This is a genomic window from Aidingimonas halophila (assembly GCF_900106955.1).
Classification (GTDB): domain Bacteria; phylum Pseudomonadota; class Gammaproteobacteria; order Pseudomonadales; family Halomonadaceae; genus Aidingimonas; species Aidingimonas halophila.
In genome coordinates this window covers 117,545-142,439 of the sequence record NZ_FNNI01000008.1, presented here as the reverse complement: position 1 = coordinate 142,439, position 24,895 = coordinate 117,545, and the positions used below count along the sequence as shown (strand labels likewise).

Below are 24,895 nucleotides of genomic sequence, written 5' to 3'. Positions count from 1 at the left end.
CGACGACACCGTCATGACTTTCAATCCCGGCGCGGCCCAAGGGTCGCGCCGTTTCACGCAAATGGGTAAGTGAACCAATGGCACTGATCAGCATGCGCCAGTTGCTGGACCACGCCGCCGAACAGGGATACGGCGTACCAGCATTCAACGTCAACAATCTCGAACAGATGCGTGCCATCATGGAAGCCGCCGATGCCACCGATTCTCCGGTGATCGTGCAAGCATCGGCCGGTGCACGCAAATATGCCGGCGCGCCTTTCCTGCGCCACCTGATTCTGGCGGCCGTGGAGGAATTCCCCCACATCCCGGTCGTCATGCACCAGGACCACGGGACCAGCCCAGCGGTATGCCAGCGCTCCATCCAACTCGGGTTCTCCTCGGTCATGATGGATGGCTCCCTGCGGGAAGACGGCAAGACACCGGCCAGTTACGAGTACAATGTCGATGTCACCCGGCGCGCTGTCGAAATGGCCCACGCCTGTGGCGTGTCCGTCGAGGGCGAGCTTGGTTGCCTGGGTAGTCTGGAAACCGGCGAGGCCGGAGAAGAGGATGGCGTCGGCGCTGATGGCAAGCTGTCCCACGACCAGTTGCTGACCGATCCCGAAGAAGCCGCCGAGTTCGTCAAAGCTACGCATGTCGATGCGCTGGCCATTGCCATCGGTACCAGCCACGGCGCGTATAAATTCACGCGCCCACCGACCGGCGATATCCTCTCCATCCAGCGAATCAAGGAGATTCACGAACGCATCCCCAACACCCACCTGGTGATGCACGGGTCGTCTTCGGTGCCCCAAGAGTGGCTGGACATCATCAACGAATACGGTGGCGCCATTCCCGAGACCTATGGCGTACCGGTCGACGAGATTGTCGAAGGCATCAGGCATGGCGTGCGCAAGGTGAATGTCGATACTGACTTGCGCCTGGCCTCCACCGGCGCGACCCGCCGCTTCCTGGCCAACAATCCGGCGGAATTCGATCCCCGCAAGTTCCTCAAGGAAACCATGACGGCCATGCGCGAATTGTGCATTGCGCGTTATGAAGCATTCGGCACGGCCGGCAATGCCAGCAAGATCAAGCCGATCAACCTGGAAAACATGTATCAGCGCTACGACAGCGGTGAACTGGATCCGCGAGTCAACTGATCGCTCGATGCGGCCACGGGGTGAGCGTGCCCCGTGGCCTCCGTGCCGCCCTCACGTTGCGACCACCCTCACGTCCATGCCTTCGGCCTGCAACGCGTCAATGATGTCACGGTCCACCTGATCGTCAGTCAGGATCATGTCGAACTCACTGAGATCCGCTAATCGATTCAACGCACTGGACCCGAATTTCTGGCTATTGACGAGTAGAATGCGTCGGTCCGCTGCCTCCATCAGCGCCCGCTTGACCTTCACGACCTCCTGATCCTGAAGGTAGGCCGTCGTGCCATGAATGGCCGATACTGACATCAGCACCGTATTGGCCCGCAGATGGCCAATGGACTGTTCACACAGCAACCCCAGAAACGCATTGAAGCGGGGCCGATAATCCCCCCCCAGGCCAATGACCTGAATTCCCTGGGTATCCTTCAACGTCTCAATGACCCCAAAACCATTACTGATGACCGTCAGAGGATTGATGGCGATCAAATGGCGCGCCACATACGTTGCCGTCGTCGAATCATCCAGCATGATGGCCTCGCCGGGCTGGACGAACTCGGCGGCCGCCCTGGCCAACTCGTTCTTTTCCCTGTCCGCGATACGCAATCGAAACTGGAAATTACTTTCCACGACATTGGTCGAGCGTGTCGTGACACCACCGTATTGCTTATGAACCAGTCCCTGCTTGACCAGGGTATCGAGATCCCGGTGTACCGTCATCCGGCTCACACCGAACGCACTGGCCAGCTCATCAACCTGTGCCGTACCAGCTTGAATGATGAAATCGAGCATGGCCCTGCGGCGCTGCTTCACCCCTTGCCGAGCCCCCTGCACACCCACATGCGTGTTCGATGACTCCCCTCCATCGTTGTGCATAACGACATCTCCCTTGGTCAGCGCCATGGTCCCACACCATGAGTCGATGGACGAACCACTTCAGCCTGCCTGCGTCGGCTTCCAGTAACCGGGAAACACATCACACGAAAACCGCTAAAATAACACAAAAAACGACTTTCACACTTCATGCTCCGGCTGTCGAGTTTCTAAAATGTTGCTTCATTATCAATAAGTAAAACAAGGAAAGATAGGCTATTGCCGCCAAAGTCTAACATCACATATAGCACAATAGTGTTATTTTGCTCTTCCAAAATGTGATTTATCGCGCGATATCACGTTACAGGATCACAGTCAGGTACAACGACAATGACACCGACCTACCTACTTGGCATCGACAGTGGCTCGACCGTCACCAAGGCAGCAATCTTCGATATGGAAGGTAATACCCGGGCCATCGGGCGTGCCCAGGTTTCTCCACGACACCCTCAGCCTCACCGGGTCGAGCGCGACATGGAGGAAACATGGTCAGCCGTTGCGGAAGCCATCCGCCATGCGCTGTCGAATGCCGACATATCCAATACGCAGATTGCCGCGATCGGGATCACCGCTCATGGAGACGGCCTTTACTTGCTGGATACGGACACCCGTCCCCTGGGCCCTGCCATCATGTCGCTCGACAGTCGCGCACGAGACCTCGTCGCCACCTGGAAGTCCCAGGGGCTGGAGCAGGATGCCCTGTCACTTACCGGCCAGTTCCCCTTTCCTTATGCACCGACGGCACTGTTGGGTTGGATACAGCGAAACCAGCCGGAGCGTTTCTCTCGTATCGGTTCAATCCTGGCATGCAAGGACTGGCTGAGGTTCTGCCTGACCGGAGAGTTGGCTGCCGATTTCACCGAATCCAGCACCGGGTTCACCAATGTATCGACTCAACGCTATAGCCGGGAGGCACTGCGCCTCTTTGGTCTGGAATCGCTCGACCATGCGTTACCGACGATGCGACTCCCGACCGATATCGCCGGGCGAGTCACCCGGAAAGCCGCCGCGGCGACCGGCCTCAAAGCGGGAACACCGGTAGTCGCCGGGCTCCACGATGTTACCGCCAGTGCCGTAGGCCTGGGGCATATCGACAATGGCGACCTGACCATCACATCAGGCACCTTCAGCATCAACGAGGTCTTTTCCGACCAGCCCCGTCCCGATCAGCGCTGGGCTACACGTAATGGCCTGGAACCCGGGCAATGGTTGAGCATGGCTATCTCACCCGCCTCATCGAGCAATGTCGACTGGTTCCTGCAACAGTGTTGTACGCTTGAATCGAAGACCTCGCCCCAGATCCTGCAGTATCTCGAGAGCGACCTGGACGCCGCTTTCGAGGATGACTCGCGAATCGTCTACCACCCCTTCCTGTTCGGCTCACCTTACGAGGAGCCAGCCAGTGCCGCCTTCTTCGGCATCCAGGGCTGGCATACACGTGCACACCTCGTCAGGGCCATTCTCGAAGGCGTGGTCTTCAACCACCGGGTTCACGTCGATGCTCTGGCAACACGTTTTGCCATCAACGAGTGTCGTGTCACAGGCGGAGGAGCCCATACGCCACGCATGGCACAACTCTTTGCGGACACATTGAATCGCCCGGTAACGATCACCGGCACCCAGGAAGCGGCTGCGCTGGGTGCCGCACTCTGTGCCGGTGTGGGGATCGGCGTTTATGGATCTCTTCAGGACGCCACCCAGAGCTGCCACCCCGTCACCACCTATCGGCCGTTACCGACTATCCGGCAAACCAGGGATGCCGCGTTTGCCCGTTATCAACAGTTAGTCACGCAGATGGCACCGTTATGGGACATGCTGGACACCCCGGCGTAACACCCCACGCTTTTCTGCTTACGCATGTAGCCGCATGCCCCGACCAGGAGACGTTCCAATGACTCCCTCCCGACAACGCTGGGTTGACGCACTCAAAAGCCGCAAGCACTGCTCTGTACTCATTGTCGGTGCCGGCATCAATGGCGCCGGCCTATTTCGGGAACTGGCCCTACAGGACATCGACGTCACGTTGATCGATCGCAATGATTTCTGTGCCGGTGCCAGCGCCGCGCCCTCGAGACTGATCCATGGCGGATTGAAATACCTGGAAACCGGGGAATTTCGTCTGGTTGCCGAATCGGCTCTGGAGCGAAACCTGCTGCTTCGCAACGCGCCACACTACGTCAAACCATTGAGAACGGCCGTGCCGATCCGCAGTTGGTTCGGCGGTATCCTTCCCTCGGTAAAACGTTTTTTGGGCAGGCCTGCCAAACTACACGATCGCGGCCTCCTCATTACCGAACTCGGCATGGCATTGTACGATTTCTTCGGTCGCCATCATCGCAGCATGCCTCGCCACCACATGGCGTTGAAGCGCAAGACCCGGGCGCGGTTCCCGGATATTCGACCCGACATCATCGCCACCGCGACCTACTATGACGCGACTGTCACGCAACCCGAACGGCTCAACTATGAGTTGATCGCGGATGCCCTGCGGGAAAGTGACCAGGCTGTAGCGCTCAATTACATGGCGCTGGAAAGTCGCCAGGCCAATACCATTACGCTTCGCGATACTCTGTCGGGTGACAGGCACCACCTGGAGGCGGATATCGTGATCAACGCCGGCGGAGCCTGGATCGATCGCATCAACCACGCACTCGGCCATCCCACCCACTATATCGGTGGTACCAAGGGGTCACACCTGATCCTCGAACATCCGGACCTTGCCCGACAGCTCGATGGCGGCATGGTGTATTTCGGTACCGAAGATGGCCGCATCTGTCTGGCATACCCCTTCCTGGGAAATGTCCTGATAGGCTCCACCGACCTTCCCTGCGACGACCCGGATACGGCCTCTTGTGATGAAGACGAGCTCGAGTACATGCTCAACGCGGTTCAGGAATTGTTTCCCACCCTGACAATCGAGCGGTCGCAGGTCAGGTATCGCTATAGTGGTGTACGCCCCCTACCCGCCAGTGATGCCGATAACCCTGGTGAGGTCAGCCGTGACCACTCCATACAAGAAGATGATCTGGATGGGGGACCGACGGTACTGTCCCTCATCGGCGGGAAATGGACGACCTTCCGTGGTTTTTCGGAGGAAGTGGGCAATCGGGTACTGACACTGCAGCATCGTCAACGCACATGCACAACAAGAGATCGCCCGATCGGCGGCGGCCGACAATTTCCCTCAGTAGACAGCCAGTATGGCTGGTGCAAGCGATTAGCCGACGCCAATGACATTGCCCTGGACCGTGCCAGGACGCTATTGCAGCGTTACGGTACCCAGGCCGAGTCGGTCGCTTCATGGTGCCACCGACATCCGGATCGTGCCTTGCAGAGCTTGCCGGATTACACCGAACAGGAACTGATCCACCTCTGCGAGCAGGAGTGTGTCGGTACGCTGGCGGATATCCTCTTCCGTCGCCTTCCGATTGCCTTGTCAGGCCGTCTGACAGCCGAGGTCATTCACGAGGTAGCCGATGTGATGGCACGACACCTGGGCTGGTCCGAGGAATATCGCAATGACGTCGGTGAAAGGACGCTGGCACTCGCCGCCCAGCATCACGGCATCTCCAGACGGCCGCCTGCCACCTATCGCCAAACGACCCAATCGGTTTCCTAGCCCGGGAGCTGGCACATGCCTTTTGATACGACCTCTTGCCCCCGATTCAGGCTGGGAGTCAGCCTGAAAATGTATTTTGGTTATCAGCACACACTGTCATGGTGCCGTCAGATCGCGGACATCGCAGTCAGGCATGACGCCATCCACCATCGAATGGCGGAGCTGTTTGTCATGCCCAGCTATCCGACACTACCTGTCGCGCACGATATTTTTGCGTCGACCCATGTTGCCATCGGGGCTCAAGACCTCAGTATCCATGAGCATGGCGCCTTTACCGGCGAGGTCGGCGCCCCCATGCTGGCTGAGCTGGGATGTGCCTACGTGGAAATCGGTCATGCCGAACGCCGCCGCCATTTCGGGGAGACCGAGGACAGCATCGCTGTCAAGACAGCCAATGCGATCAGGAGCGGATTAACTCCCGTGTTATGCATTGGTGAATCGGAGGCCGGCGATGTCGAATCGGCCTCCCGAGCGTGTATCGAGCAATTCGAGTCAGCTGTCAGCAAGTCACCCACGCCATTATCCGAGTCTGCCATGATCCTGGCCTATGAACCTCACTGGGCCATCGGCTCTTCTCAGCCTGCGCCTCATCATCACATCGCCGGCGTGTGTCACCGACTTCGCCAACATGTTGTCGACCTGAGCGGCGTCAGTGTCATCTACGGGGGCAGCGCAGGTCCCGGTTTACTCACCTCGATACACGCCCATAGTGACGGATTGTTCCTGGGGCGGTTCGTTCATGAACCATCAGCACTGACGACCATCCTCGATGAAGTGCTCGCAATCCACGAACGTCTGCCCCGAACCCGGTAATCCGAGGCGCCATCTCAATTCCGACACCACCGCTGGCACTTCTCTTGCATTCTCCAGAAGCGAGTAGACCCATTCGGGCTACCGACACTGACTCGTTTGAGGAGCATCCCGATGACCAAGAACGACATGCGAGACGCCATACTGGAAGCGAAGGCCTCCAAGGGGCTTTCCTGGGAACACATCGCCGAACGGGTCGGCTGTGCGCCGGTATTCGTGTGCGCGACCTGTCTCGGCGAACACAGCATGACACAGGATCAGGCCGAGAAACTGACAAGCGTGCTGGGCCTCAACGCTGAGGTCGCGACCGCATTGACGGAGATCCCGACCAAAGCGCTTCAAGGCGAGGCACTGATGAACGACCCGTTGATCTACCGCCTCAAGGAAATCAACCTGGTCTACGGTGAAACGATCAAGCAACTCATCCAGGAAAAGTTCGGCGACGGCATCATGAGCGCCATAGACTTCACCATGGATATCGATCGGATCGAGGACCCTGATGGGGATCGTGTGCAACTCACGATGAGCGGCAAGTTCCTGCCCTACAAACGCTGGTAAATGATTCCCTGGCGGGCACCGTGTCAGAACATCGCCCCACATTAGGGCTTACTGATGGCCTATTGCACCGCCATGGGTAATTTACCCCCTCTGCAACGTGGCGTTGCACTCCTGCAGGCCATGGCTGAAACGGCCAGCCATGGCTCTTTCACGCTATTTCACCGTGTCTGGCACGCAACCTGCTTACCTAGGCTTGAGCGTGCCGCCATCTCCGGCACGGCATCCCGTCGCATCTCCGGGCTCTCTGGACCACGCCGAGAGCCCCGGGTGAATCAAGCAGTGTGGTAAGGAGTGACCATGTCATACCTTCAGCCGTCCGAATTCGTCACCAAGATGGTCGACGCCGGTGAATCCAAGATTTTCATGGGGACCCGTGACGTCATCATCCGTGGCTACATGGCAGGGGCGATTCTCGCTCTGGCCGTCGTGTTCGCCGTGACCATCACCGTACAGACCGGCAGTGCCATCCTGGGTGCCGCCTTGTTCCCGGTCGGCTTCTCGATACTTTACCTGATGGGTTTCGACCTTCTCACCGGCGTGTTCGTTCTCACACCGCTGGCGTGGCTGGACAAGCGACCCGGCGTCACCATTCCCAGAATACTGGCGAACTGGGGCAAGGTCGGCCTGGGCAACTTCCTCGGCGCCATGACTGTCGCGATCATCATGGCGGTCAATTTCACCATGGGTTTCAATGTGGACGTCAGCGAGGTCGGCCAGGCCGTTGCCACCACCGGCGAATCCCGCACGGTCGGCTACAAGGAGCACGGTTTCGGTGGATGGCTCACGCTGTTCATCCGCGGAGCACTATGCAACTGGATGGTCTCACTGGGTGTTGTCGGTGCGCTGATCTCGACCACGGTTCCCGGCAAGGTCATTGCGATGTGGATGCCGATCATGGTGTTCTTCTTCCTCGGCTTCGAGCATTCCGTGGTGAACATGTTCCTGTTCCCGCTGGGGCTGATGCTGGGTGGTGAGTTCTCCATCGGTGACTACATCTTCTGGAACGAGATCCCGACCGTAGTCGGCAATCTCATCGGCGGACTCGCGCTCACCGGACTGACTCTCTACTCTACGCATGTGCGGACTCAGCCCAAACGCCAATTGACCTGAGACATTCACGCGTCGCAATCACTGACAGGCGCCGGAAAGCATTTCCGGCGCCTTTGGCTGTTGTAATCTCACGGAGGAGCGGGAACAGTCACATCCACGCTCTCACCGGCTATCCGGATGCACGAGGCATTCATGGCACCGCTTTCCGTCTCGATCGGCCAGTACTCGAACAAAGGCTGCAAGCCCATCAACCAGGATTTCTACGGCGCCTATATCCCCCAGGAACCCCAGTTGAGTTCGAAAGGCATCGCTATTGCCCTGGCCGATGGCATCAGCAGCAGCGATGTCAGTCAGATTGCCAGTGAAACGGCGGTGAGAAGCTTCCTGGACGACTATTACTGCACTTCCGAGGCCTGGTCGGTCAAGAAATCCGCACAGCGCGTCCTGATGGCCACCAATTCCTGGTTATACGCCAAGACCCGACAGAGTCGGTACCGTGACGACATGGATAGAGGCTATGTCTGTACTTTGAGTGCCGCTGTCATCAAGTCCACCACTGCCCACCTATTCCATGTCGGCGATGCGCGCATTTACCGTCTCGTCAATGGTGCGCTGGAACAGTTGACCGATGACCATCGTGTCTGGGTATCACGACATAGTAGTCATCTCAGCAACGCACTGGGTATCGACGAACAACTCGAGATCGACTATCAGGCACTGCCACTCGAGGGGGGCGACACGTTCCTGTTCGTGACCGACGGCATTCATGAGTATGCCAATGCCCGCTTCATGGCGAATGCCATCGAAGACCATCGGGACGATCTGGACGAAGGCGCCCGAATCATCGCACAGGAAGCCTTCGATCAGGGCAGTACCGATAATCTCACGGCCCAGATCATCCGGGTCGACAGTCTGCCGGTCCGGAATGCCGAAGAGACGCAACAATGGCTCGGCGGTCTCCCGTTCCCTCCCGAGCTCGAGCCGCGCATGACGTTCGATGGCTACGAAATCATGCGTCGGATTCATGTCAGCAGTCGCAGCCATGTGTTTCTGGCGAAGGATATCGAGACCCAGGAGAGCGTCGCCCTCAAGACGCCGGCCAGCGACCTGCAACAGGATCCGGTGTTACTGGAGCGTTTCCTGACGGAAGAGTGGATCGCGCGACGCATCAACAGCCCCTATGTCGTCAGCCCCTGTCAGCCGACACGTCAGCGACGCTACCTGTATGCCGTCACGGAATTCATCGAAGGGAAGACATTGACTCAATGGATGCGCGACCATCCTCAGCCGACGCTGGAAGAAGCAAGATCCATCATCGAGCAGATCGGCAAGGGATTACAGGCCTTCCATCGTCAGGAGATGATCCATCAGGATCTGCGACCGGATAATGTGCTCATCGATCATACCGGCACGATCAAACTGATCGACTTCGGCGCTGCTCGGGTTGCCGGCATTGCCGAAAGCCGGGTCGAGCATGACAACAGCGGACGCCTCGGTACCGCCCAGTACTCCGCGCCGGAGTATTTCATCGGCGATAGCGGCTCTGTGCAATCGGATATCTTCTCGCTCGGCGTCATTGCTTACCAGATGCTCTCCGGCAGGCTTCCCTATGGTACTCGAGTGGCCCAGACCCGCACCCGGCACGCACAGCACAAACTGCATTACGGCTCGGTCACCCAGTATCATCATGATTGCCCCGCCTGGATCGATGGCGTTCTCAAGAAGGCGCTTCACCCCAGTCCCCACCGGCGTTATGAAGCCATCTCGGAGTTCCTGTACGACCTTCGCCATCCCAGACAGGAATTCCTGAACGAAGGCGGTATACCCCTGATTGACCGTCACCCGCAAGGTTTCTGGAAAGGCCTGTCGTTGTTGCTGGCTATCGTCGTGGTGATATTGGCGATCCTGCTTTTGCAACAGTACTGACGAAACGTTCGTCGAGGTGCCAAAAAAGCCGCCCCCCCGGAGAGGTTGAGGGGGCGGCGAGGCTCGATGGGAGAGCCGAGAATGAGGAAGTGCATCAGAGAGAGATCAACTTACCACTCGGAGTCGTCGTCATCACCTTCTTCTTCCCACTCTTCCTCTTCATCCTCGTCTTCAGTCTCCCACTCCTCTTCTTCGTCTTCCTCTTCCCACTCAGAAGTTTCAGACTCTTGCTCCTCGTCTTCCTCTTCCCATTCGGAAGTTTCAGACTCCTGCTCCTCGTTCTCGAACTCAGTACTGGAGTCCGCGGAAGTATCGTTCTCCATGGAAGATTCTTCCTGAGTCGCTTCCGGATCGTACTCGTCGTCACCGCCAGCCATGGCGAGCGGACTTGCCAGCATACCGAAAGAGACACCGAGGACGCCTACCTTCTTGAGGAATTCCTTGGACATCATAGTGTGATACCTCCACTTGCGTTGGTTGAGCTCCGAGAACTCGAAGCGTCAAAGCGACTGTGCCATCACGAAAAGTTAGCTAATGAAGTCGCCTGCTTGTGAATGCACCCTACCCAAAGCACCCGGCGTGCCAACTCTGCCAAAAAAACAAATAAACTATTTTAAAATCAGGATGTTAAAAAAATAACCAAGATCAAAAGACAGTGCGTTTTTCCCTATCGAGAGTGGTGACATTTGACACATGGGTCACACCTGCCCCGTCTCACCGAGTCGTCAATGAGACACATCGCCCCCGTGTCATGTCATTGCGCCGCCCTCCGCCTTGCGATAGCCAGCCGGTAATACGACGCACGTCGAATAGGACTGTCGATCACGACACGGCTATAATGGGAACGGTCCCATTGATCATACAACGATGTCATGACGGTCGACGCCTCAATACCGCCTCAAGCCACGATACGCCAGGTCGCCGCAGATGCCGGCGTCTCCAAGACCAGCGTCTCCCGTTACTTCGGCGGCGAGCGTGAGCGGCTGTCGGTCGGCATGCAGCAACGTATTCAGGCGTCCGCCGAACGACTTGGATACCGACCCAATCAGATGGCGCGGGGTCTGAAGGGAGGACATTCACGGCTGATCGGCATGGTGATGGCCGACATTCGCAATCCATTCTCGATCGACGTCATGCATGGCGCCGAACAAGCCTGTCGGGAGCACGGGTTATCCCTCGTCGTCTGCAATACCGACAACGATCCCGCACAGGAGCGAGAACATCTGGCGTTATTGACGTCATACCGGGTGGAAGGTCTGATCATCAATGCCGCCGGCCATCCCAGCCGGGAATTGTCCGCCCTGGCCGACCGGGGAACGCCTCTGGTACTACTGGATCGCACTCTGAGCGACTACGATGCCGATGTCGTGGCCCTGGATAACCGCCAGGCCATCGATGCCGCGCTCAACCACTTGCAAACTCAAGGCTATCGCCATCTGCTCTATGTCAGCGAACCTCCCAGCCAAGCCAGTTCGCGACAGACGAGACTGGAACGTTTTCACCAACAGCTCGAGACACACCAGTTGAGCGGTACGACCGTGACATTGGATCTCATCGATGAAACGCAGCGACTCGATAACGCCATCGACGACTTCCTGGCCGATGCCACCCACTCAGACAGCCCAAAGGCGATATTGTGCGGCAACGGCAATATCACCCTGGCCGTGGCCCGCACGCTCGTTCGCCATGGGGTCGAACTGGGAAACGTTGGCTTGATGGGAATCGATGAGCTGCCCTGGGCGGAACTGGTGGGACCGGGCATCACAACCCTTGCCCAACCGACGGACCTCATCGGTCGGGCTGCCATCGATACGCTACTGCAACGCCGCGAGGACAAAGACGGCACCCTACCGTCACGGCATATTCTCTATCATGGCCGCCTCAATGCCCGTGGTTCCACGCAACGTCACGAGCGATGACACGATCACTTCTCTTCAATACGTCAACATGAGTCAACACAATGGCCACGTTCCCACATGATTCAAGCACGGCCCCTGAGCTCCTCTCTTTCGGTGAGGCCATGACCCTGTTCATCGCCGACCGACCAGGAGACATGACCGACATCGAGACCTTTCAGCGACGCATCGCCGGTGCCGATACCAATGTCGCCATCGGTCTCGCCAGACTAGGCTTCCATGTCGGCTGGGTGAGTCGTGTCGGCGACGACAGCTTCGGCCAGTACCTTCGGAAAACGCTCGAGGGCGAAGGACTCGACTGTCGCCATCTCATCAACGACAGCGAGCATCCCACGGGACTGGTATTCAAGGAGCGCGCCTCAGGCGGTGTCGACCCTCGGGTCGAATACTTCCGTCGCGGCAGCGCAGCCAGTCACCTTTCGCCCGACGATGCCACATCTATCGAATTCACGGCCGCCAGACACCTGCATGCCACAGGCATCCCGCCGGCCGTCTCCGCGAGCTGCCGTCAGCTGTCCTGGCACATGCTGGAACGGGCCAGAGAAGCCGGTGCCAGCATTTCGTTCGACCCCAACCTGAGACCGAGCCTATGGGACAGTGAACGCGACATGTGTGACACCCTGAATGCGATGGCGGCCAAGGCCGACTGGGTGCTTCCCGGCCTCGCCGAAGGCCAACGCCTGACCGGGCTGACCTCAGCGGAAGAGATCGCCGATTTTTATCTCTCCCAAGGCGCCCAGGCCGTCATCATCAAACTCGGGCCGGAAGGCAGTTACTACCGTGGTAAGCTGAACGGCCGGGAGAGTGAATTCACGGTTCCCGGGTTTCCGGTCACGGATGTCGTCGATACGGTAGGCGCCGGCGATGGCTTTGCCGTAGGCGTCATCAGTGCGCTCCTCGACGGATTGTCACCGCATGCCGCCGTGCGCCGTGGCAATTTGATCGGTGCCCAAGCCATCCAGGTGGTCGGCGATATGGAAGGCCTGCCGGACCGCCACCACCTTACCCGATTGGAAGCGGAACTCCCCGCTCTCGACTGAAGGAGAGACTGCATGACCAAACGCATCGTTGCCTTTCGCCGGCTCAAAGAGGCACAACTCGACCAGTTGCGCCGTGAATGCCATGTCGACTACTTCGAACGTCTCGACAGTGCCGATGATCCCGATTTTCGCCAGGCACTCAGTCAGGCCCACGGCTTGGTCGGTGCCGGTCTGAAGATCACACCGGAAATGCTTGATGACGCCCCTCACCTGGAAGCGATTGCCAGTATCTCGGTGGGTTATGACAACTATCCGGTGGATGAACTGACACGCCGTGGCATCCTGCTGTGCAACACCCCGGACGTACTGACGGAAACCACTGCCGACACCGGGTTCCTGCTGATCATGGCGACCGCCCGCCGCGCCGTGGAGCTGGCGGAATTCATCAAACAGGGAGAGTGGCGCGAGAGCATCGGCGAGGCACAATTCGGCAGTGATATCCATGGCAAGACATTGGGTATGGTCGGCATGGGCCGTATCGGGGCTGCCATCGCACGTCGCGGCGCCCTCGGCTTCGGCATGAAAGTACTGTACTCCAACGCCTCGCCGAAACCCGCCCTGGATGCAGAACTCGGTGCGGAACACCGCGACATGGAAACACTGTTACAAGAGTCGGACTTCGTCTGTGTCACCGTGCCACTGACGGCCGAGACCGAACACTTGATCGGCGAACGCGAGTTCGCCCTGATGAAATCCTCAGGCATCTTCATCAACATTGCCCGCGGCAAGGTCGTCGACGAAGCCGCCCTGATCGCGGCCCTGCAAGACAGCAGCATCCATGCCGCCGGACTGGATGTCTTCGAACAGGAACCCTTGCCGAACGACTCTCCTCTCCCGCATATGTCGAATGTGGTTGCCCTGCCTCACATCGGATCGGCGACTCACGAAACCCGTACCGCCATGGCACAACGTGCCGTCGACAATATCCTCCTGGCCTTGAAAGGCGAACGTCCCATCAGCCTTGTCAACGAAGGCGTCTGGAAGGAGTGATCGTTCTTCCATCCTCGGGGGCTGACGCCCCCGTTTAGACTAAAGACGAGTTGGTATCGGCGGTGTGTTCTTCTAGATTTGGATCAATCCAAAAAACAATACGACGCCGACCCGAGATGGAACCGACATGGCACACGACGACACCTCATCCCAGCGCGACAACAGCAGTGTGACGCTTCAGGACATTGCCGCTCATGCCGGCGTCTCGCGATCCACGGTGTCGTTGGTGCTGCGCGAAAGCCCACTGGTCGCCGAGCATACACGTGACAAAGTGCGTCAATCGATCAAGGCGCTGGGATACGTCTACAATCGTGGCGCGGCCGCCTTGCGCAGCAGTCGGACCTCCACACTGGGCGTCGTAGTCTATGACATTGCCAACCCGTTCTTCGGCGCCATGGTCGCGGGGATCGATGCGGCGCTGAATCGCGAAGGCTATGTTTCCTTTCTCGCCAACAGCGAAGACTCCTGCGAACGCCAGCGGCGTTTCCTGGAACGCATGCGCGAGCATCGTGTCGACGGCATTCTGCTGTGTCCGGCCGAGGCGACCGATCCTGGGCTTATCGACACGCTCGCTGACTGGCGTATGCCCTGCATCCAGGTGCTGCGCCATGTGGGACACCCGCCTTTCGATTATGCCGGTACCGATTTCCACCTCGGCGTCTGCCAGGCCATGAACCATCTGGTGGCCCTGGGCCATGAGCGTATCGCCTTTCTAGGCGGCCACGCGGAACATTCAGCCACCCGCGAACGCTGGCACGGATACCGGGAATCTCTCTCCCGTCATGGACTCACCTATCAGCGTTTACTGCGAGCGACCGTGACCCGGCGTGACGGTTTCGACCTGATACAACGGTTGATGTCGGAAACGCCACCTCCCAGTGCTGTTGTTTGCCACAACGACCTGGTGGCCTTCGGCGCGATTCTGGGTTTGAAACGCCTGGGACTGGAGCCAGGCGTGGATTGCGCCGTCATCGGTACCGACGATGTGGAAGAGGCCGAACTGGGTGACCCGGCGCTGACCAGTGTCGCCACACATCCTTATGCCATCGGCGAGGAAGCTGCTCGCTTGGCGCTGCGGCGCATCGCCAATCCCGACGGGGCGCGGGAGCAAGTCGTACTATCGCCCCGACTGCGGGTGCGCCAATCCTGCGGAGCCCAACCGCGGCAAGCAGCGTTCCCGGAAACTCCGACGCCTGACCGACAACAATACACTCCGGCCTAGCGTCGCTCGTCACTCACCAGCGCCGACGTCCCATGCGGGACTCGGCAGTGACAACAACAAGGGGGGTCATGATGACTCAACAATGGATCGATCCAACAACAATCCGCCGCCTCTCTCGGGGAGTAATCGCCAGTGCCGTATTGGTCGGTACCCTGGGTGCCACCGTTAATGCCCAGGCGCTCGAGCTGCGTTTCGGCCATGGTGGCACAGAGGATACGGCCTATCATCTGGGCGCCCAGAAATTCCAGGAACTGCTCGACGAAAAAAGCGATGGCGAAATCAGCGTCGAGATCCTCGGCAATTCCGTGTTAGGCCACGAAACGGAAATGTTCGAGCAGCAAATGGCCGGTGCCCTGGATGTCTCGATCATCAATCCCGGACTGATCACTGACTTCTCGCCCACAGCCAACGTCTTCTCGATTCCTTTCCTGTATCGGGACGAAGATCATTGGCAAACGGTGCTCGACGGTGAGGTGGGTCGCGAGATCGCCGACCGCATCAGCGATGAGACGGACGTACGCATTCTCGCGTTCTACGGGGGCGGTAAACGCCAGATCGTCAGTACCGAGCCATTGGAAAGCCTTGACGACCTGGAAGGCATGAAGCTCCGTACCAACCCCACAAAACCACTGATCACGGCCTGGGAAGCCCTGGGCGCCGACCCGACGGTCATGGAGTGGGAGGAGATCTATACCGGCTTGCAGGTGGGGGCTATTGACGGTCTGCTCAACGAAGCCGAATGGATCCATCGGATGCGCTTCCACGAAGTGGCGCCACACATTGGTCTCTCCGAACATGACATTACCGTGCGACTACTCACGCTGTCGGAAGCGACCTGGGAGCGCCTGACCGATGAGCAGCGCGAGATGGTCACCGATGCCGCTCAGGAGTCCGCCAGCTATGCGCGCGACGTTCAGTTGGAGCAGGATGCAGAAGCTCTGGACCTGCTGGTCGAAGAGGGCGCTACCCTGCATGAATTGGACCGTGAGCGCATGCAGGAGCTCGTCGAAGAGCCACTGCAGGAAGTCATCGAAGAGATGGACCTCACCGAGCTGCACGAGATGATCATCAACGCCGAGTGAAACCGGCGCATGTCCCGGTTCGGAACGAGCCGGGACATGATGACATGACGTTTTGATACGCCAATGTTTCATTACTGACAGGTATCCGCCATGAACCGACTGCTCCATGGCCTGGCCCATCTTAACCGGACACTGGAACGCCTCCTCCATGTGATCCTGCTGGCACTGGTGTTCGGCTTCACCTTGCTGATCATCTACCAGGTCATCAGCCGTAACCTGCCATTCATGCCACCACTCTACTGGACCGAAGAATTCAGCCGCTTCGCCTTCCAATGGATGGTCATGCTCGGTGCGGCGGTCGGTGTGCTACATGCCGATCACTTTGTACTGGAAGCGTTTCCCCGCGGGTCGCGTGCTGACTTGGCAACCCGGGTCATTCGCGATCTCGCTTGCCTGGCGATCGGTGTAATCTTCGTCGGTTACGGCCAGGAATTCGCCGTTTCCGGCCTGCGCCGCAATGCGACCGCTTCCGGGCTATCGATGGTGTTCGTCTATTCGGCCTTCGCTGTCAGCGGCCTCTTCATGATCCTGTTCAGTCTCCAGCGTTTGCTGCACTCCGCCTTGCACGGCCTGGACGAGATGGAAAAGGCCCTCAACACGCCGAATGACATCGAGTCGCTCGACGTCGAGGAATCCGATCATTCGCCGATCGACACGCTCGACAACAATCCGACATCAACTCAGAGGGATCGTCACTGATGATGCCATCGGACTGGATGTTTTTGTTGCCCTGGCTGCTATTCGGCCTTCTCGGTGTTCTGATCATTGTCGGCGTTCCCATCGCCATGGCACTGATCCTTACCGCCTTCAGCATGATCGTTCTCGATCCCAGGCTCACCTTCTGGGTCCTGTTCCAGCGCATGTACAACGGCATGGACTCCTTCGTGCTGCTGGCCGTGCCGCTGTTTCTGCTGGCGGGCAACCTGATGAATGCGGCACGCATCACCGACCGCCTGATCACCCTGTGCATGTTGCTGGTCGGCCATTTCAAGGGAGCTCTCGCCCACGTCAATGTCATGGTCAGCATGCTGTTTGCTGGTGTGTCGGGTTCCTCGACCGCCGACAGCGCGGGGGTGGGTACGGTGCTGATTCCAGCCATGAAGCGTGAGGGCTATCCCACCAATTTCGCCGTTGCCGTCACCGCCGCCTCCTCCGTGATGGGCATTATCATCCCGCCATCGATCAACATGATCGTCTGGGGTGCACTCACCAATACCTCCATCGCCGGACTGTTTCTTGGCGGCATCCTGCCCGGGATCATGATCGGTGTGGCCCAACTGCTCTTGAACCTGGCCTATGTTCGCCGATATCAGGTTCCCGTACGCAAACGGGCGACGTTCGGCGAACTGATGCATTCCGGCAAGGACGGCCTGCTCGCGGCAGGCATTCCGGTCGTCATCATCGGCGGTATCACTCTCGGGATCGTCACCCCCACTGAAGCAGCCATGATCGCCGTGCTCTATGCGCTGGTACTCGGTTTTCTCGTCTACCGGGAGCTCGAGTTCGGTGATGTGCTGAATGCTTCCACCGCCACCGTCAGGCTCTGCTCACTGTCATTATTCAGCTTGGTGGGTGCGGCGATATTCGGATACCTGATCAGCTTCTACCAGATACCGCCGAAACTGATGGCTGGCGTCAATATCACCGATCCAGTGGTGCTCTTGCTGATCATGACAGTCGTGATGCTGATCATCGGCACCTTCATGGATTCTCTGCCGGCCATGGCAATCATGGCACCGATCTTCCAGCCATTGGCCATGCAGGCGGGAATTCATCCGGTACAGTTTGGCGTCATCGGGGTCATGGCCCTGGGATTGGGCCTGATCACGCCGCCTTACGGACTCTGCCTGATGATTTCTGCAAAAATCGGTGGTATCCCGTTGCTCAAGGCCATGGCGACCACCATGCTCTACCTCGCTGTGATGATCGGCGTGATTCTGCTGCTGATCCTCTATCCCTCCTTGATCCTGGCGATTCCCCGCACCCTGGTGCCGGATTTCGTCTGACCTCTACCTCGGCGCCGGTTCCTGCTATGCTGGACCGGCGCGATTACAGCCACCCAATCACGAGGTCCTCATGACGGCATCCCTATGCCTGCTGTTCGATTCCGACGGCACCCTGGTCGATAGTGAAATCCTGCTCGCTCAAGTCATGGCGGACGTGCTACCCGATTACGGGCTACCCTTCACGGCCGCAGAGTATATGCATGACTTCCGCGGGGTACGCTTCCTGGATATCGTGCGGACATTGGAACAGCGGCATGGCGAGATTGGTGAGACACAGTGCCTCGACCTGGAAGAGGCGATGCGCAGCCGGATGGAAACCCGCATGCGGGCCGAACTCCGGGCAATCGAAGGCATGCCGGCGGCGCTGAACGCCTTGAGCGCCTACCCCCGAGCCGTCGTCTCCAACGGACCCGATCGGAAGATCCGCTGTGCCATGGAAAGCACTGGACTGGCCTCACACTTCGGCGAACGGCTGTTCAGTGCCTATGCCCTCGAGGTCTGGAAGCCCGACCCGAGGTTATTCCACATCGCCGCGGAAGCCATGGGCTATCCGCCCGAGCGATGCGTCGTCGTCGATGATGCCGCCGTGGGCGTGGCTGCGGGGCTAGAAGCCGGCATGCACGTGATCCACCTCAACCGTTTTCCAGATGAGGAAACCACCCCCGATGGCGCCATCGCCATCAACCATGCCAGCGAGTTACCCGCAGTTATCGAACAACTCGTACGCCAAACGCCTGCACTGGCTTGACGCCTCACAGGGCCACAATGGGCTCCGGCAGTCCCGGGCTGGTGACACGCATCGAAAACAAGCTGCCTGCCAGCGGATAACGGGCCAGCCCCGCCTCATCAAGGTGTTGAGTAGCGGTGGTCACATACAGCGTTTTCAGGTCACTCCCGCCAAAAGCCACCATGGTGGGATCCGGGCATGGCAGCGAGTAACTCTGCAGCCACCGTCCGTCCTCGGCAAACTTGGCCACCTGGGCGCCACCGTACAGGGCACACCAGTAGTTGCCCTCGCTATCTACGGCCGCGCCATCAGGAACACCCGGCAAGTCATGCGCATCCAGGTCCACCCACGGTTCCGGCTCTCCCATGCCACCCGTGGATGCATCGAAGGCGTACCGCATGATGCGCCGTGTCGGTGAATCGGTGTGATATAACCAGCGGCGATCCGGACTGAATGCGAGTCCATTGGCGATCGTGACATCGGACCGACACGGAACCAACCGGCCGTCTTCGAGACAATAGAGCGTGGCGGAGGGCTTGGACTCATCCACGGCCAGTGTGCCGACCCATAAGCGCCCGGCAGGATCACAGCGGCCGTCATTGAAGCGATTGCCCTCCCCGTCGTGCCATTCAGGGTTCTCGACGACCGGCTCACGTCGACTCCCGAGCGGGAACGTCAACCGTTCGATGCCCGGTGACAGAGCAGCCAGCAATCCGTCTTCACACAGCGCAATGCAACCGATCTTCGCATCGAAATCGATCCCCGCCGGTAGCGTGTCACTGGCCGGCTGCCAGGCATAAATTCGGCCACGGTTGATATCCACCCAATATAACGTCTGTCGCTCTACCGACCAGACGGGGCTCTCGCCCAGGCTCATCTGCAAATTGACCGCTACGTCAAAGCCACTCTCCGCCATTGTCCTTCTCCCGCTCGATTGCCTTCTCCCGGTTTCGCACATCGGGCTTGTCGATTATGGCGCAAGCGCCCTGTCTCGAACCAGCGCCGGGTACGACACCCGACGCCGGCGCGGCCTTTACTCATACGCCATCTCTTCCAACTCCTTGCCGTTGGTTTCCCTGACGAACCTGATGACGAAGAGAATGGACAGCACGGCACACACCGCATACAAACCATAGGCACCGGCCAACCCGATCGACGCCAGCAGGATCGGGAACGTCATGGTAATGCCGAAGTTAGAGAGCCACTGGAACAATCCCGCAATCGCCAGACCCGAGCCGCGCAACTGGTTCGGGAACATCTCGCCCAGCATGACCCACATCACCGGTCCCCAGGACATGTTGAAGCAGAGTACGTACGCATTGGCGGCCAATAGCGCCGTCACACCCATGCCACTCGGCAGCTGCGGTTTGCCATCAACCATGCTGGCCGTCGAGAAAGCCAGGGCCATGATCAGCAGCGTCAGGGCCATGCCGACCGAACCGGCCCACAACAGCGGCTTGCGGCCGATCCTATCGATCAACGTGATGGCGATCAGACAGGCACCGATACTGACCGCACCACTGACCACATTGATCAGGAGCGCATCGCCCTCGGTAAAGCCGACGGCCTGCCACAATACCGCCCCGTAGTAGAAGACGACATTGATCCCCACCAGTTGCTGGAACACGGCCAGACCGATCCCGACCCAGACGATGCCATGTACCTTGCCGGTTGCTTTGTCGACGACATCGCGCAGGCTGGGCTGGTGATCCCGCGCCAGCGAGGTCTTGATCTCGTTCAGCTTGGTCATCGCCTCCTCTGCGGGAAGCAGCGTATCAAGCACACGTCGCGCCCGATCTTCCTTGCCACGGCTGATGAGGAAACGTGGACTCTCCGGAATGAACAGTAGAGCCACCAGGAAAACGGCAGCGGGCAGGATCTCCACCCAGAACATCCAGCGCCAGGCAGCCGCACCCAGCCACAACACGGTCTGCGATGACCCTGCAACATTCGCCAGCACATAGTTACTGAGAAAGGCCACGAACAGTCCGGAAATGATCGCCACCTGCTGAATGGTTGCCAGCCTCCCGCGGTACGCCGCCGGCGCCGCTTCACTGATATAGGCCGGTGCCATGACGCTGGCAGCACCCACGGCCATGCCGCCCAGAATGCGATAAATGACGAACTCCAGTGAGTCACTGGAGATACCCGAGCCCCAGGCGCTCACCAGGAAAAACACCGCTGCCACGATCAGCAAGGTACGGCGTCCGTATCGATCTGCCAGCCGACCGGCGAAGAATGCGCCGACCGCACACCCCAGCAGCATGGACGCGACGTTGAAGCCGGTACCGACACTATCGGAGTCGAACGACTCCTGAAGGCCATCCACCGTGCCGTTGATCACACCACTGTCGAAACCGAACAGGAAACCGCCGATCGCGGCTATACAGCAAATGATAAAGACATAAGTCGACTGCTTTAATTTGGCACCTTCGTGCATGCTCCACTCTCCATTATTGGCATTGTTATCCGTTCTTATTGGTCAATGAATGATTATGATGCCGACAGGACTATCCCCACCCGGCATCGACCCAGTAGTTGTGACCGGTACAGACAGCCCCATCGTCGGATGCCAGGAACAGCACCATGCTGGCGACATGGTGAGGTTGGATACGGGTCTTGAGGGCCTGGGCTTCGACGATCTCCGCCTCACCCTCAGGGCTGTACCACTTCGATTGACGAGGAGTCTTGACATTGCCGGGCACGACACAGTTGACCCGGATGTTGTCTTCACCCAGTTCACGCGCCAGTGCCCGGGTCATCCCCTCGATGCCGGCCTTGGAGGTTTCGTACAACGCGAGATTTTCCAGACCAAGATGCCAACTGATGGAACCGAAATTGATGACGGCGCCACCCCCCCGAGATTTCATCCCCGGAGCGACCGCCTGCGTCGCGAACAACACATGGCGCAGATTCACGGCAATGCGGTTGTCCCAGTAGTCGGGGGTAATGTCCATCAAGGCATGACGATCATCATTGGCCGCGTTGTTGACCAGTACATCGACGGGGGCGAGTTGTCGGAATACCGCGGCCAGGGCATCGAGGTCGGTCAGGTCGCACTCATGGAACGTCGGCTTGCCGTCCAGGCGATCGACCAACGCCTGGGCATCGTCCTTGAGGATATCGATGAAATGAACGTCCGCCTCCTGATTGACGAACGCCTCCACCAGGCCAGCGCCAATCCCCGAACCGCCTCCAGTGATCACCACTCGCTTGCCCGCCAAACTCGGGTAAATCGCCGAGCCCATAGCACCACCTCCACTTAGTACAGTATTTTTACTAAGTCGAGTATCAAGCATGATCCCGGCACTGACCATTAAACTTAGGTATCATCCGATTCATTGGCTTTCCATGGACAAATCATCAACAGAAAGAAGGGATAACGTCACGTCATCATTAGTTCATTGAAATAATGAAATGCACTTGGCAAGCGGCCCCCTCCCAGGTCGATTCCGGGCACTGGGGGTGTCATAATTTTCATACCGTCTCGATATCCGCCAACATGCAGGACGACGCACACTTCGATGCCAAATTCCGCCAAACAGCACAACGCAGGGGATCTTCGGTTCCTCAAACGACTCAACCGCAGCGCCATTCTGGAAATGGTTCGCCGTACCCCCGGCATGACGCGTGCCGATATCGCGACGGAAGCCCGACTCACCAAGGCCACTGTCGGGACCGGTGTTCAGTCGTTGCTCGAAAGGGGATGGCTGGAAGAAGGCGAGCTCAAGAAAAGCAGCGGTGGCCGCCCGGGACGCGCGCTCTACCTCAATGACGGCTACTATGCGCTTATCGGGGCCGAAGTCGGCGTTCACGGCTTGCGAATGGTGGCCTGCTCACTGAACGGCCACATACTGGATCAACATCATGAGCACCTGCCTCCCACCACACCGGAGGTCACCGCACAACACTTGGCCGAGTGCCTGCAGAGACTGTTGGCAGGACCCGATGTCGCCGAACGTCACTGCCTGGGATTAGGTGTGGCGGTCCCGGGCCCGATCGCCCCGGGGCAAACCGTGCTGCGTCTGGCCCCCAACCTCGGCTGGCGGGACGTCCCCTTCCTTGACCTGCTTCGTCAGCACTTGCCGACACTGGAAGGTATCTGGCTGATGGACAACGAGGCCAAGGCTGCCGCCTTCGGAGAACTCTACTTCCGGACCGGCGAGATTCCCGACTCACTGCTCTATGTCAGTGCAGGGACAGGCATCGGCAGCGGTCTGGTCGAAGGCAACCCCTGGCCCGTCGTCACCCGGGGGTTACAAGGACTTGCCGGAGAAATCGGTCATACCATCCTGCAGCCCGGCGGGCTCTATTGCCATTGCGGCAACCGCGGTTGTGCCGAAACCCTTGTCAGCGGCTGGACACTCCGGGCGGCCCTGGGCATTGCCGAAGAAGACGATCTTTACGAGGCTCTCCAGCCCCGTCTACAGGATGATGATGTACAACACACGCTCAAGCGAGCGGGGCAGGCGCTCGGTACTCTGCTGCTCAACCTTCACCACACCCAGAATCCCTCGGAAATCGTGCTGGGCGGCTCATTGACACGGCTCGGGCCGGCATTCCTGGAGCCGGCCCTCGACTACTTCGATGCCAGCCAGAATCGTCTTCTGGGCATATCGCAACGCATTCCACTGCGCATCATTGACGACAGCACCTTCGTCGCCGCTCGCGGTGCCGCCGCGCAGGTACTGGCCCATGCAATTCATGATCCGGATGCCTTCGGCACCAAGCTCTCGCCATCCGCCGCGGAGGTCAGTTCGTAAGCGCTCGCACCGCCAACTCCACGCCCCGCAGTTCAGCCAACCCTTTCAGGCGACCGTAGAGCGGGTACCCGGGCGCGGTATCGCGGTGCTGATCGTCGAGAATATGGTGACCATGATCAGGGCGTAACGGCAGGCGTGCTCCGCCCTCCCGCTCGCGCCGTCGCTCTTCGGCCACCAGCGCTTGAATCACGCCGACCATATCGACATCGCCGGACAAGTGCCCCGCTTCATGGAAGGAGCGCGACTCCGGCGACTCACGCTGGGTCGAGCGCAAGTGCGCGAAATGGATATGAGGACCGAAGCGGTAAGCCATCTCGATCAGGTCGTTCGACTCGATGACTCCATAGGAACCGGTACAGAACGTCAGGCCATTGGCCGGACTGGGCACGGCATCGAGCAGCCACTGCGCATCGGACGCCGATGACACGACGCGAGGCAAGCCGAAGAGTGGCCGGGGAGGGTCATCGGGATGAATGGCCAGCCGAATGCCCTGTTCTTCGGCCACGGGCACGATAGCTTCCAGAAAGAGGCGCAGATGCTCACGCAGTCGCTCGGCACCGATCGCCTCATAGCCGGCCAACACCTCGGCGAATCGCGCCAGCGTATAGTGCTCCTCGGCGCCGGGCAGTCCGGCAATGATCGTATTGACCAGCCGCTGGCGAGCCAACTCATCGAGTCCATCCAGATAACGCCGCGCGGCTTCCTTTTCGGTGTCGTCGTACTCTCGTTCAGCCCCCGGACGCTTGAGCAGGAAGAGATCGAAGGCCGCATAGGCGAGATGGTCGAAGCGCAACGCCTGCCCGCCTTCAGGCAGATGCCAGGCCAGGTCGGTCCGGGTCCAGTCGAGCACCGGCATGAAGTTATAGCAGACGGTATCGATACCACAGGCGGCCAGGTTTCGTAGCGTCTGCTGATAGTGGGCGATACGGGTGGCGTAATCGCCCTGGCGCTTCTTGATATCTTCGTGCACCGGCACGCTTTCGACCACGGACCAGCTCAATCCGCTGGCTTCGATCATGTGCTTGCGCTCGGCAATCGCCTCGACCGGCCAGACGTCGCCATTGGGAATCTCGTGTAACGCCGTCACGATCCCGGTGGCACCGGTCTGGCGAATCTCATCGAGCGAGATGGAATCACGGGGTCCGAACCAACGCCAGGTATGCTCCATGATGTC

Annotated in this window: 22 protein-coding genes; 16 read left to right on the top strand and 6 right to left on the bottom strand. The window is 59.1% G+C overall.

Annotation, left to right across the window (positions count from 1 at the left end; translation table 11 throughout):
* Positions 1–77: 77 nt before the first annotated feature.
* On the top strand, positions 78–1,142 hold the full coding sequence (gene fba / locus BLW01_RS15960; RefSeq protein ID WP_092571510.1) for a class II fructose-bisphosphate aldolase: 1,065 nt from the start codon (positions 78–80) through the stop codon (positions 1,140–1,142).
* 51 nt (positions 1,143–1,193) lie between these two features.
* On the opposite strand, the gene BLW01_RS15955 is transcribed toward fba, so the two are convergent.
* The gene (locus tag BLW01_RS15955; RefSeq protein ID WP_175529872.1) at positions 1,194–2,015 is read right to left on the bottom strand and encodes a DeoR/GlpR family DNA-binding transcription regulator; all 822 of its coding nucleotides are present in this window, start codon (positions 2,013–2,015) and stop codon (positions 1,194–1,196) included.
* Positions 2,016–2,342: 327 nt separating this feature from the next.
* On the opposite strand from BLW01_RS15955, the gene BLW01_RS15950 reads away from it, so the two are divergent.
* From BLW01_RS15950 to BLW01_RS15925, 6 genes are all read left to right on the top strand, one after another.
* Positions 2,343–3,845: an FGGY-family carbohydrate kinase gene (locus BLW01_RS15950; protein ID WP_092571506.1), complete on the top strand. Its 1,503-nt coding sequence runs from the start codon at positions 2,343–2,345 to the stop codon at positions 3,843–3,845.
* A gap of 58 nt (positions 3,846–3,903) precedes the next feature.
* Positions 3,904–5,631: a glycerol-3-phosphate dehydrogenase/oxidase gene (locus BLW01_RS15945; protein ID WP_175529871.1), complete on the top strand. Its 1,728-nt coding sequence runs from the start codon at positions 3,904–3,906 to the stop codon at positions 5,629–5,631.
* Positions 5,632–5,646: 15 nt separating this feature from the next.
* Positions 5,647–6,444 (top strand): triose-phosphate isomerase family protein, encoded by a 798-nt coding sequence (locus tag BLW01_RS15940; protein WP_092571502.1) that lies wholly within the window; start codon positions 5,647–5,649, stop codon positions 6,442–6,444.
* Positions 6,445–6,555: 111 nt separating this feature from the next.
* Positions 6,556–6,999 carry a cyanase gene (gene cynS, locus BLW01_RS15935; protein WP_092571500.1) on the top strand — a complete coding sequence of 148 codons (444 nt, stop codon included), beginning with the start codon at positions 6,556–6,558 and terminating at the stop codon, positions 6,997–6,999.
* Between the two features lie 297 nt (positions 7,000–7,296).
* A complete protein-coding gene (locus BLW01_RS15930) occupies positions 7,297–8,109 on the top strand; it encodes a formate/nitrite transporter family protein (RefSeq protein WP_092571498.1) in 813 nt (270 codons plus the stop codon).
* 132 nt (positions 8,110–8,241) lie between these two features.
* The gene (locus tag BLW01_RS15925; RefSeq protein WP_092571496.1) at positions 8,242–9,975 is read left to right on the top strand and encodes a bifunctional protein-serine/threonine kinase/phosphatase; all 1,734 of its coding nucleotides are present in this window, start codon (positions 8,242–8,244) and stop codon (positions 9,973–9,975) included.
* Positions 9,976–10,085: 110 nt separating this feature from the next.
* Here BLW01_RS15925 and BLW01_RS15920 read toward each other — a convergent pair whose 3' ends face one another.
* Positions 10,086–10,427, bottom strand: coding sequence for a hypothetical protein (locus BLW01_RS15920; RefSeq protein ID WP_229806532.1), 342 nt, complete (start codon positions 10,425–10,427; stop codon positions 10,086–10,088).
* A gap of 420 nt (positions 10,428–10,847) precedes the next feature.
* Between BLW01_RS15920 and BLW01_RS15915 the strand changes: the two genes are divergently transcribed.
* The 8 genes from BLW01_RS15915 to BLW01_RS15880 all read left to right on the top strand — a co-directional run bounded on the left by BLW01_RS15915 (position 10,848) and on the right by BLW01_RS15880 (position 18,979).
* Positions 10,848–11,894 carry a LacI family DNA-binding transcriptional regulator gene (locus BLW01_RS15915; protein WP_092571494.1) on the top strand — a complete coding sequence of 349 codons (1,047 nt, stop codon included), beginning with the start codon at positions 10,848–10,850 and terminating at the stop codon, positions 11,892–11,894.
* Between the two features lie 41 nt (positions 11,895–11,935).
* Complete coding sequence (locus tag BLW01_RS15910; protein ID WP_092571492.1) at positions 11,936–12,931, top strand: sugar kinase; 996 nt, start codon at positions 11,936–11,938, stop codon at positions 12,929–12,931.
* Positions 12,932–12,943: 12 nt separating this feature from the next.
* On the top strand, positions 12,944–13,921 hold the full coding sequence (locus tag BLW01_RS15905; protein WP_092571490.1) for a 2-hydroxyacid dehydrogenase: 978 nt from the start codon (positions 12,944–12,946) through the stop codon (positions 13,919–13,921).
* Between the two features lie 127 nt (positions 13,922–14,048).
* The gene (locus tag BLW01_RS15900) at positions 14,049–15,143 is read left to right on the top strand and encodes a LacI family DNA-binding transcriptional regulator (protein WP_092571488.1); all 1,095 of its coding nucleotides are present in this window, start codon (positions 14,049–14,051) and stop codon (positions 15,141–15,143) included.
* Positions 15,144–15,211: 68 nt separating this feature from the next.
* Positions 15,212–16,225, top strand: a complete 1,014-nt coding sequence (locus tag BLW01_RS15895; RefSeq protein ID WP_229806530.1) for a TRAP transporter substrate-binding protein — start codon at positions 15,212–15,214, stop codon at positions 16,223–16,225.
* A gap of 90 nt (positions 16,226–16,315) precedes the next feature.
* Complete coding sequence (locus BLW01_RS15890) at positions 16,316–16,924, top strand: TRAP transporter small permease (RefSeq protein WP_092571485.1); 609 nt, start codon at positions 16,316–16,318, stop codon at positions 16,922–16,924.
* Positions 16,924–18,231 carry a TRAP transporter large permease gene (locus BLW01_RS15885; RefSeq protein ID WP_092571483.1) on the top strand — a complete coding sequence of 436 codons (1,308 nt, stop codon included), beginning with the start codon at positions 16,924–16,926 and terminating at the stop codon, positions 18,229–18,231. Before BLW01_RS15890 ends, BLW01_RS15885 begins: the two co-directional genes overlap by 1 nt.
* Positions 18,232–18,301: 70 nt before the next feature.
* Positions 18,302–18,979 carry an HAD-IA family hydrolase gene (locus BLW01_RS15880; protein WP_092571481.1) on the top strand — a complete coding sequence of 226 codons (678 nt, stop codon included), beginning with the start codon at positions 18,302–18,304 and terminating at the stop codon, positions 18,977–18,979.
* Between the two features lie 4 nt (positions 18,980–18,983).
* On the opposite strand, the gene BLW01_RS15875 is transcribed toward BLW01_RS15880, so the two are convergent.
* The 3 genes from BLW01_RS15875 to xylB all read right to left on the bottom strand — a co-directional run bounded on the left by BLW01_RS15875 (position 18,984) and on the right by xylB (position 22,206).
* Positions 18,984–19,874, bottom strand: coding sequence for an SMP-30/gluconolactonase/LRE family protein (locus tag BLW01_RS15875; RefSeq protein WP_092571479.1), 891 nt, complete (start codon positions 19,872–19,874; stop codon positions 18,984–18,986).
* Between the two features lie 117 nt (positions 19,875–19,991).
* Positions 19,992–21,398: a sugar porter family MFS transporter gene (locus BLW01_RS15870; protein ID WP_092571477.1), complete on the bottom strand. Its 1,407-nt coding sequence runs from the start codon at positions 21,396–21,398 to the stop codon at positions 19,992–19,994.
* 70 nt (positions 21,399–21,468) lie between these two features.
* Positions 21,469–22,206, bottom strand: a complete 738-nt coding sequence (gene xylB, locus BLW01_RS15865; protein WP_092571476.1) for a D-xylose 1-dehydrogenase — start codon at positions 22,204–22,206, stop codon at positions 21,469–21,471.
* Positions 22,207–22,482: 276 nt separating this feature from the next.
* Between xylB and BLW01_RS15860 the strand changes: the two genes are divergently transcribed.
* Positions 22,483–23,721 carry an ROK family transcriptional regulator gene (locus BLW01_RS15860; RefSeq protein WP_092571474.1) on the top strand — a complete coding sequence of 413 codons (1,239 nt, stop codon included), beginning with the start codon at positions 22,483–22,485 and terminating at the stop codon, positions 23,719–23,721.
* On the opposite strand, the gene uxuA is transcribed toward BLW01_RS15860, so the two are convergent.
* The gene (gene uxuA / locus BLW01_RS15855) at positions 23,711–24,889 is read right to left on the bottom strand and encodes a mannonate dehydratase (RefSeq protein WP_092571472.1); all 1,179 of its coding nucleotides are present in this window, start codon (positions 24,887–24,889) and stop codon (positions 23,711–23,713) included. The two genes, BLW01_RS15860 and uxuA, sit on opposite strands and share 11 nt — an antisense overlap.
* Positions 24,890–24,895 lie beyond the last annotated feature (6 nt).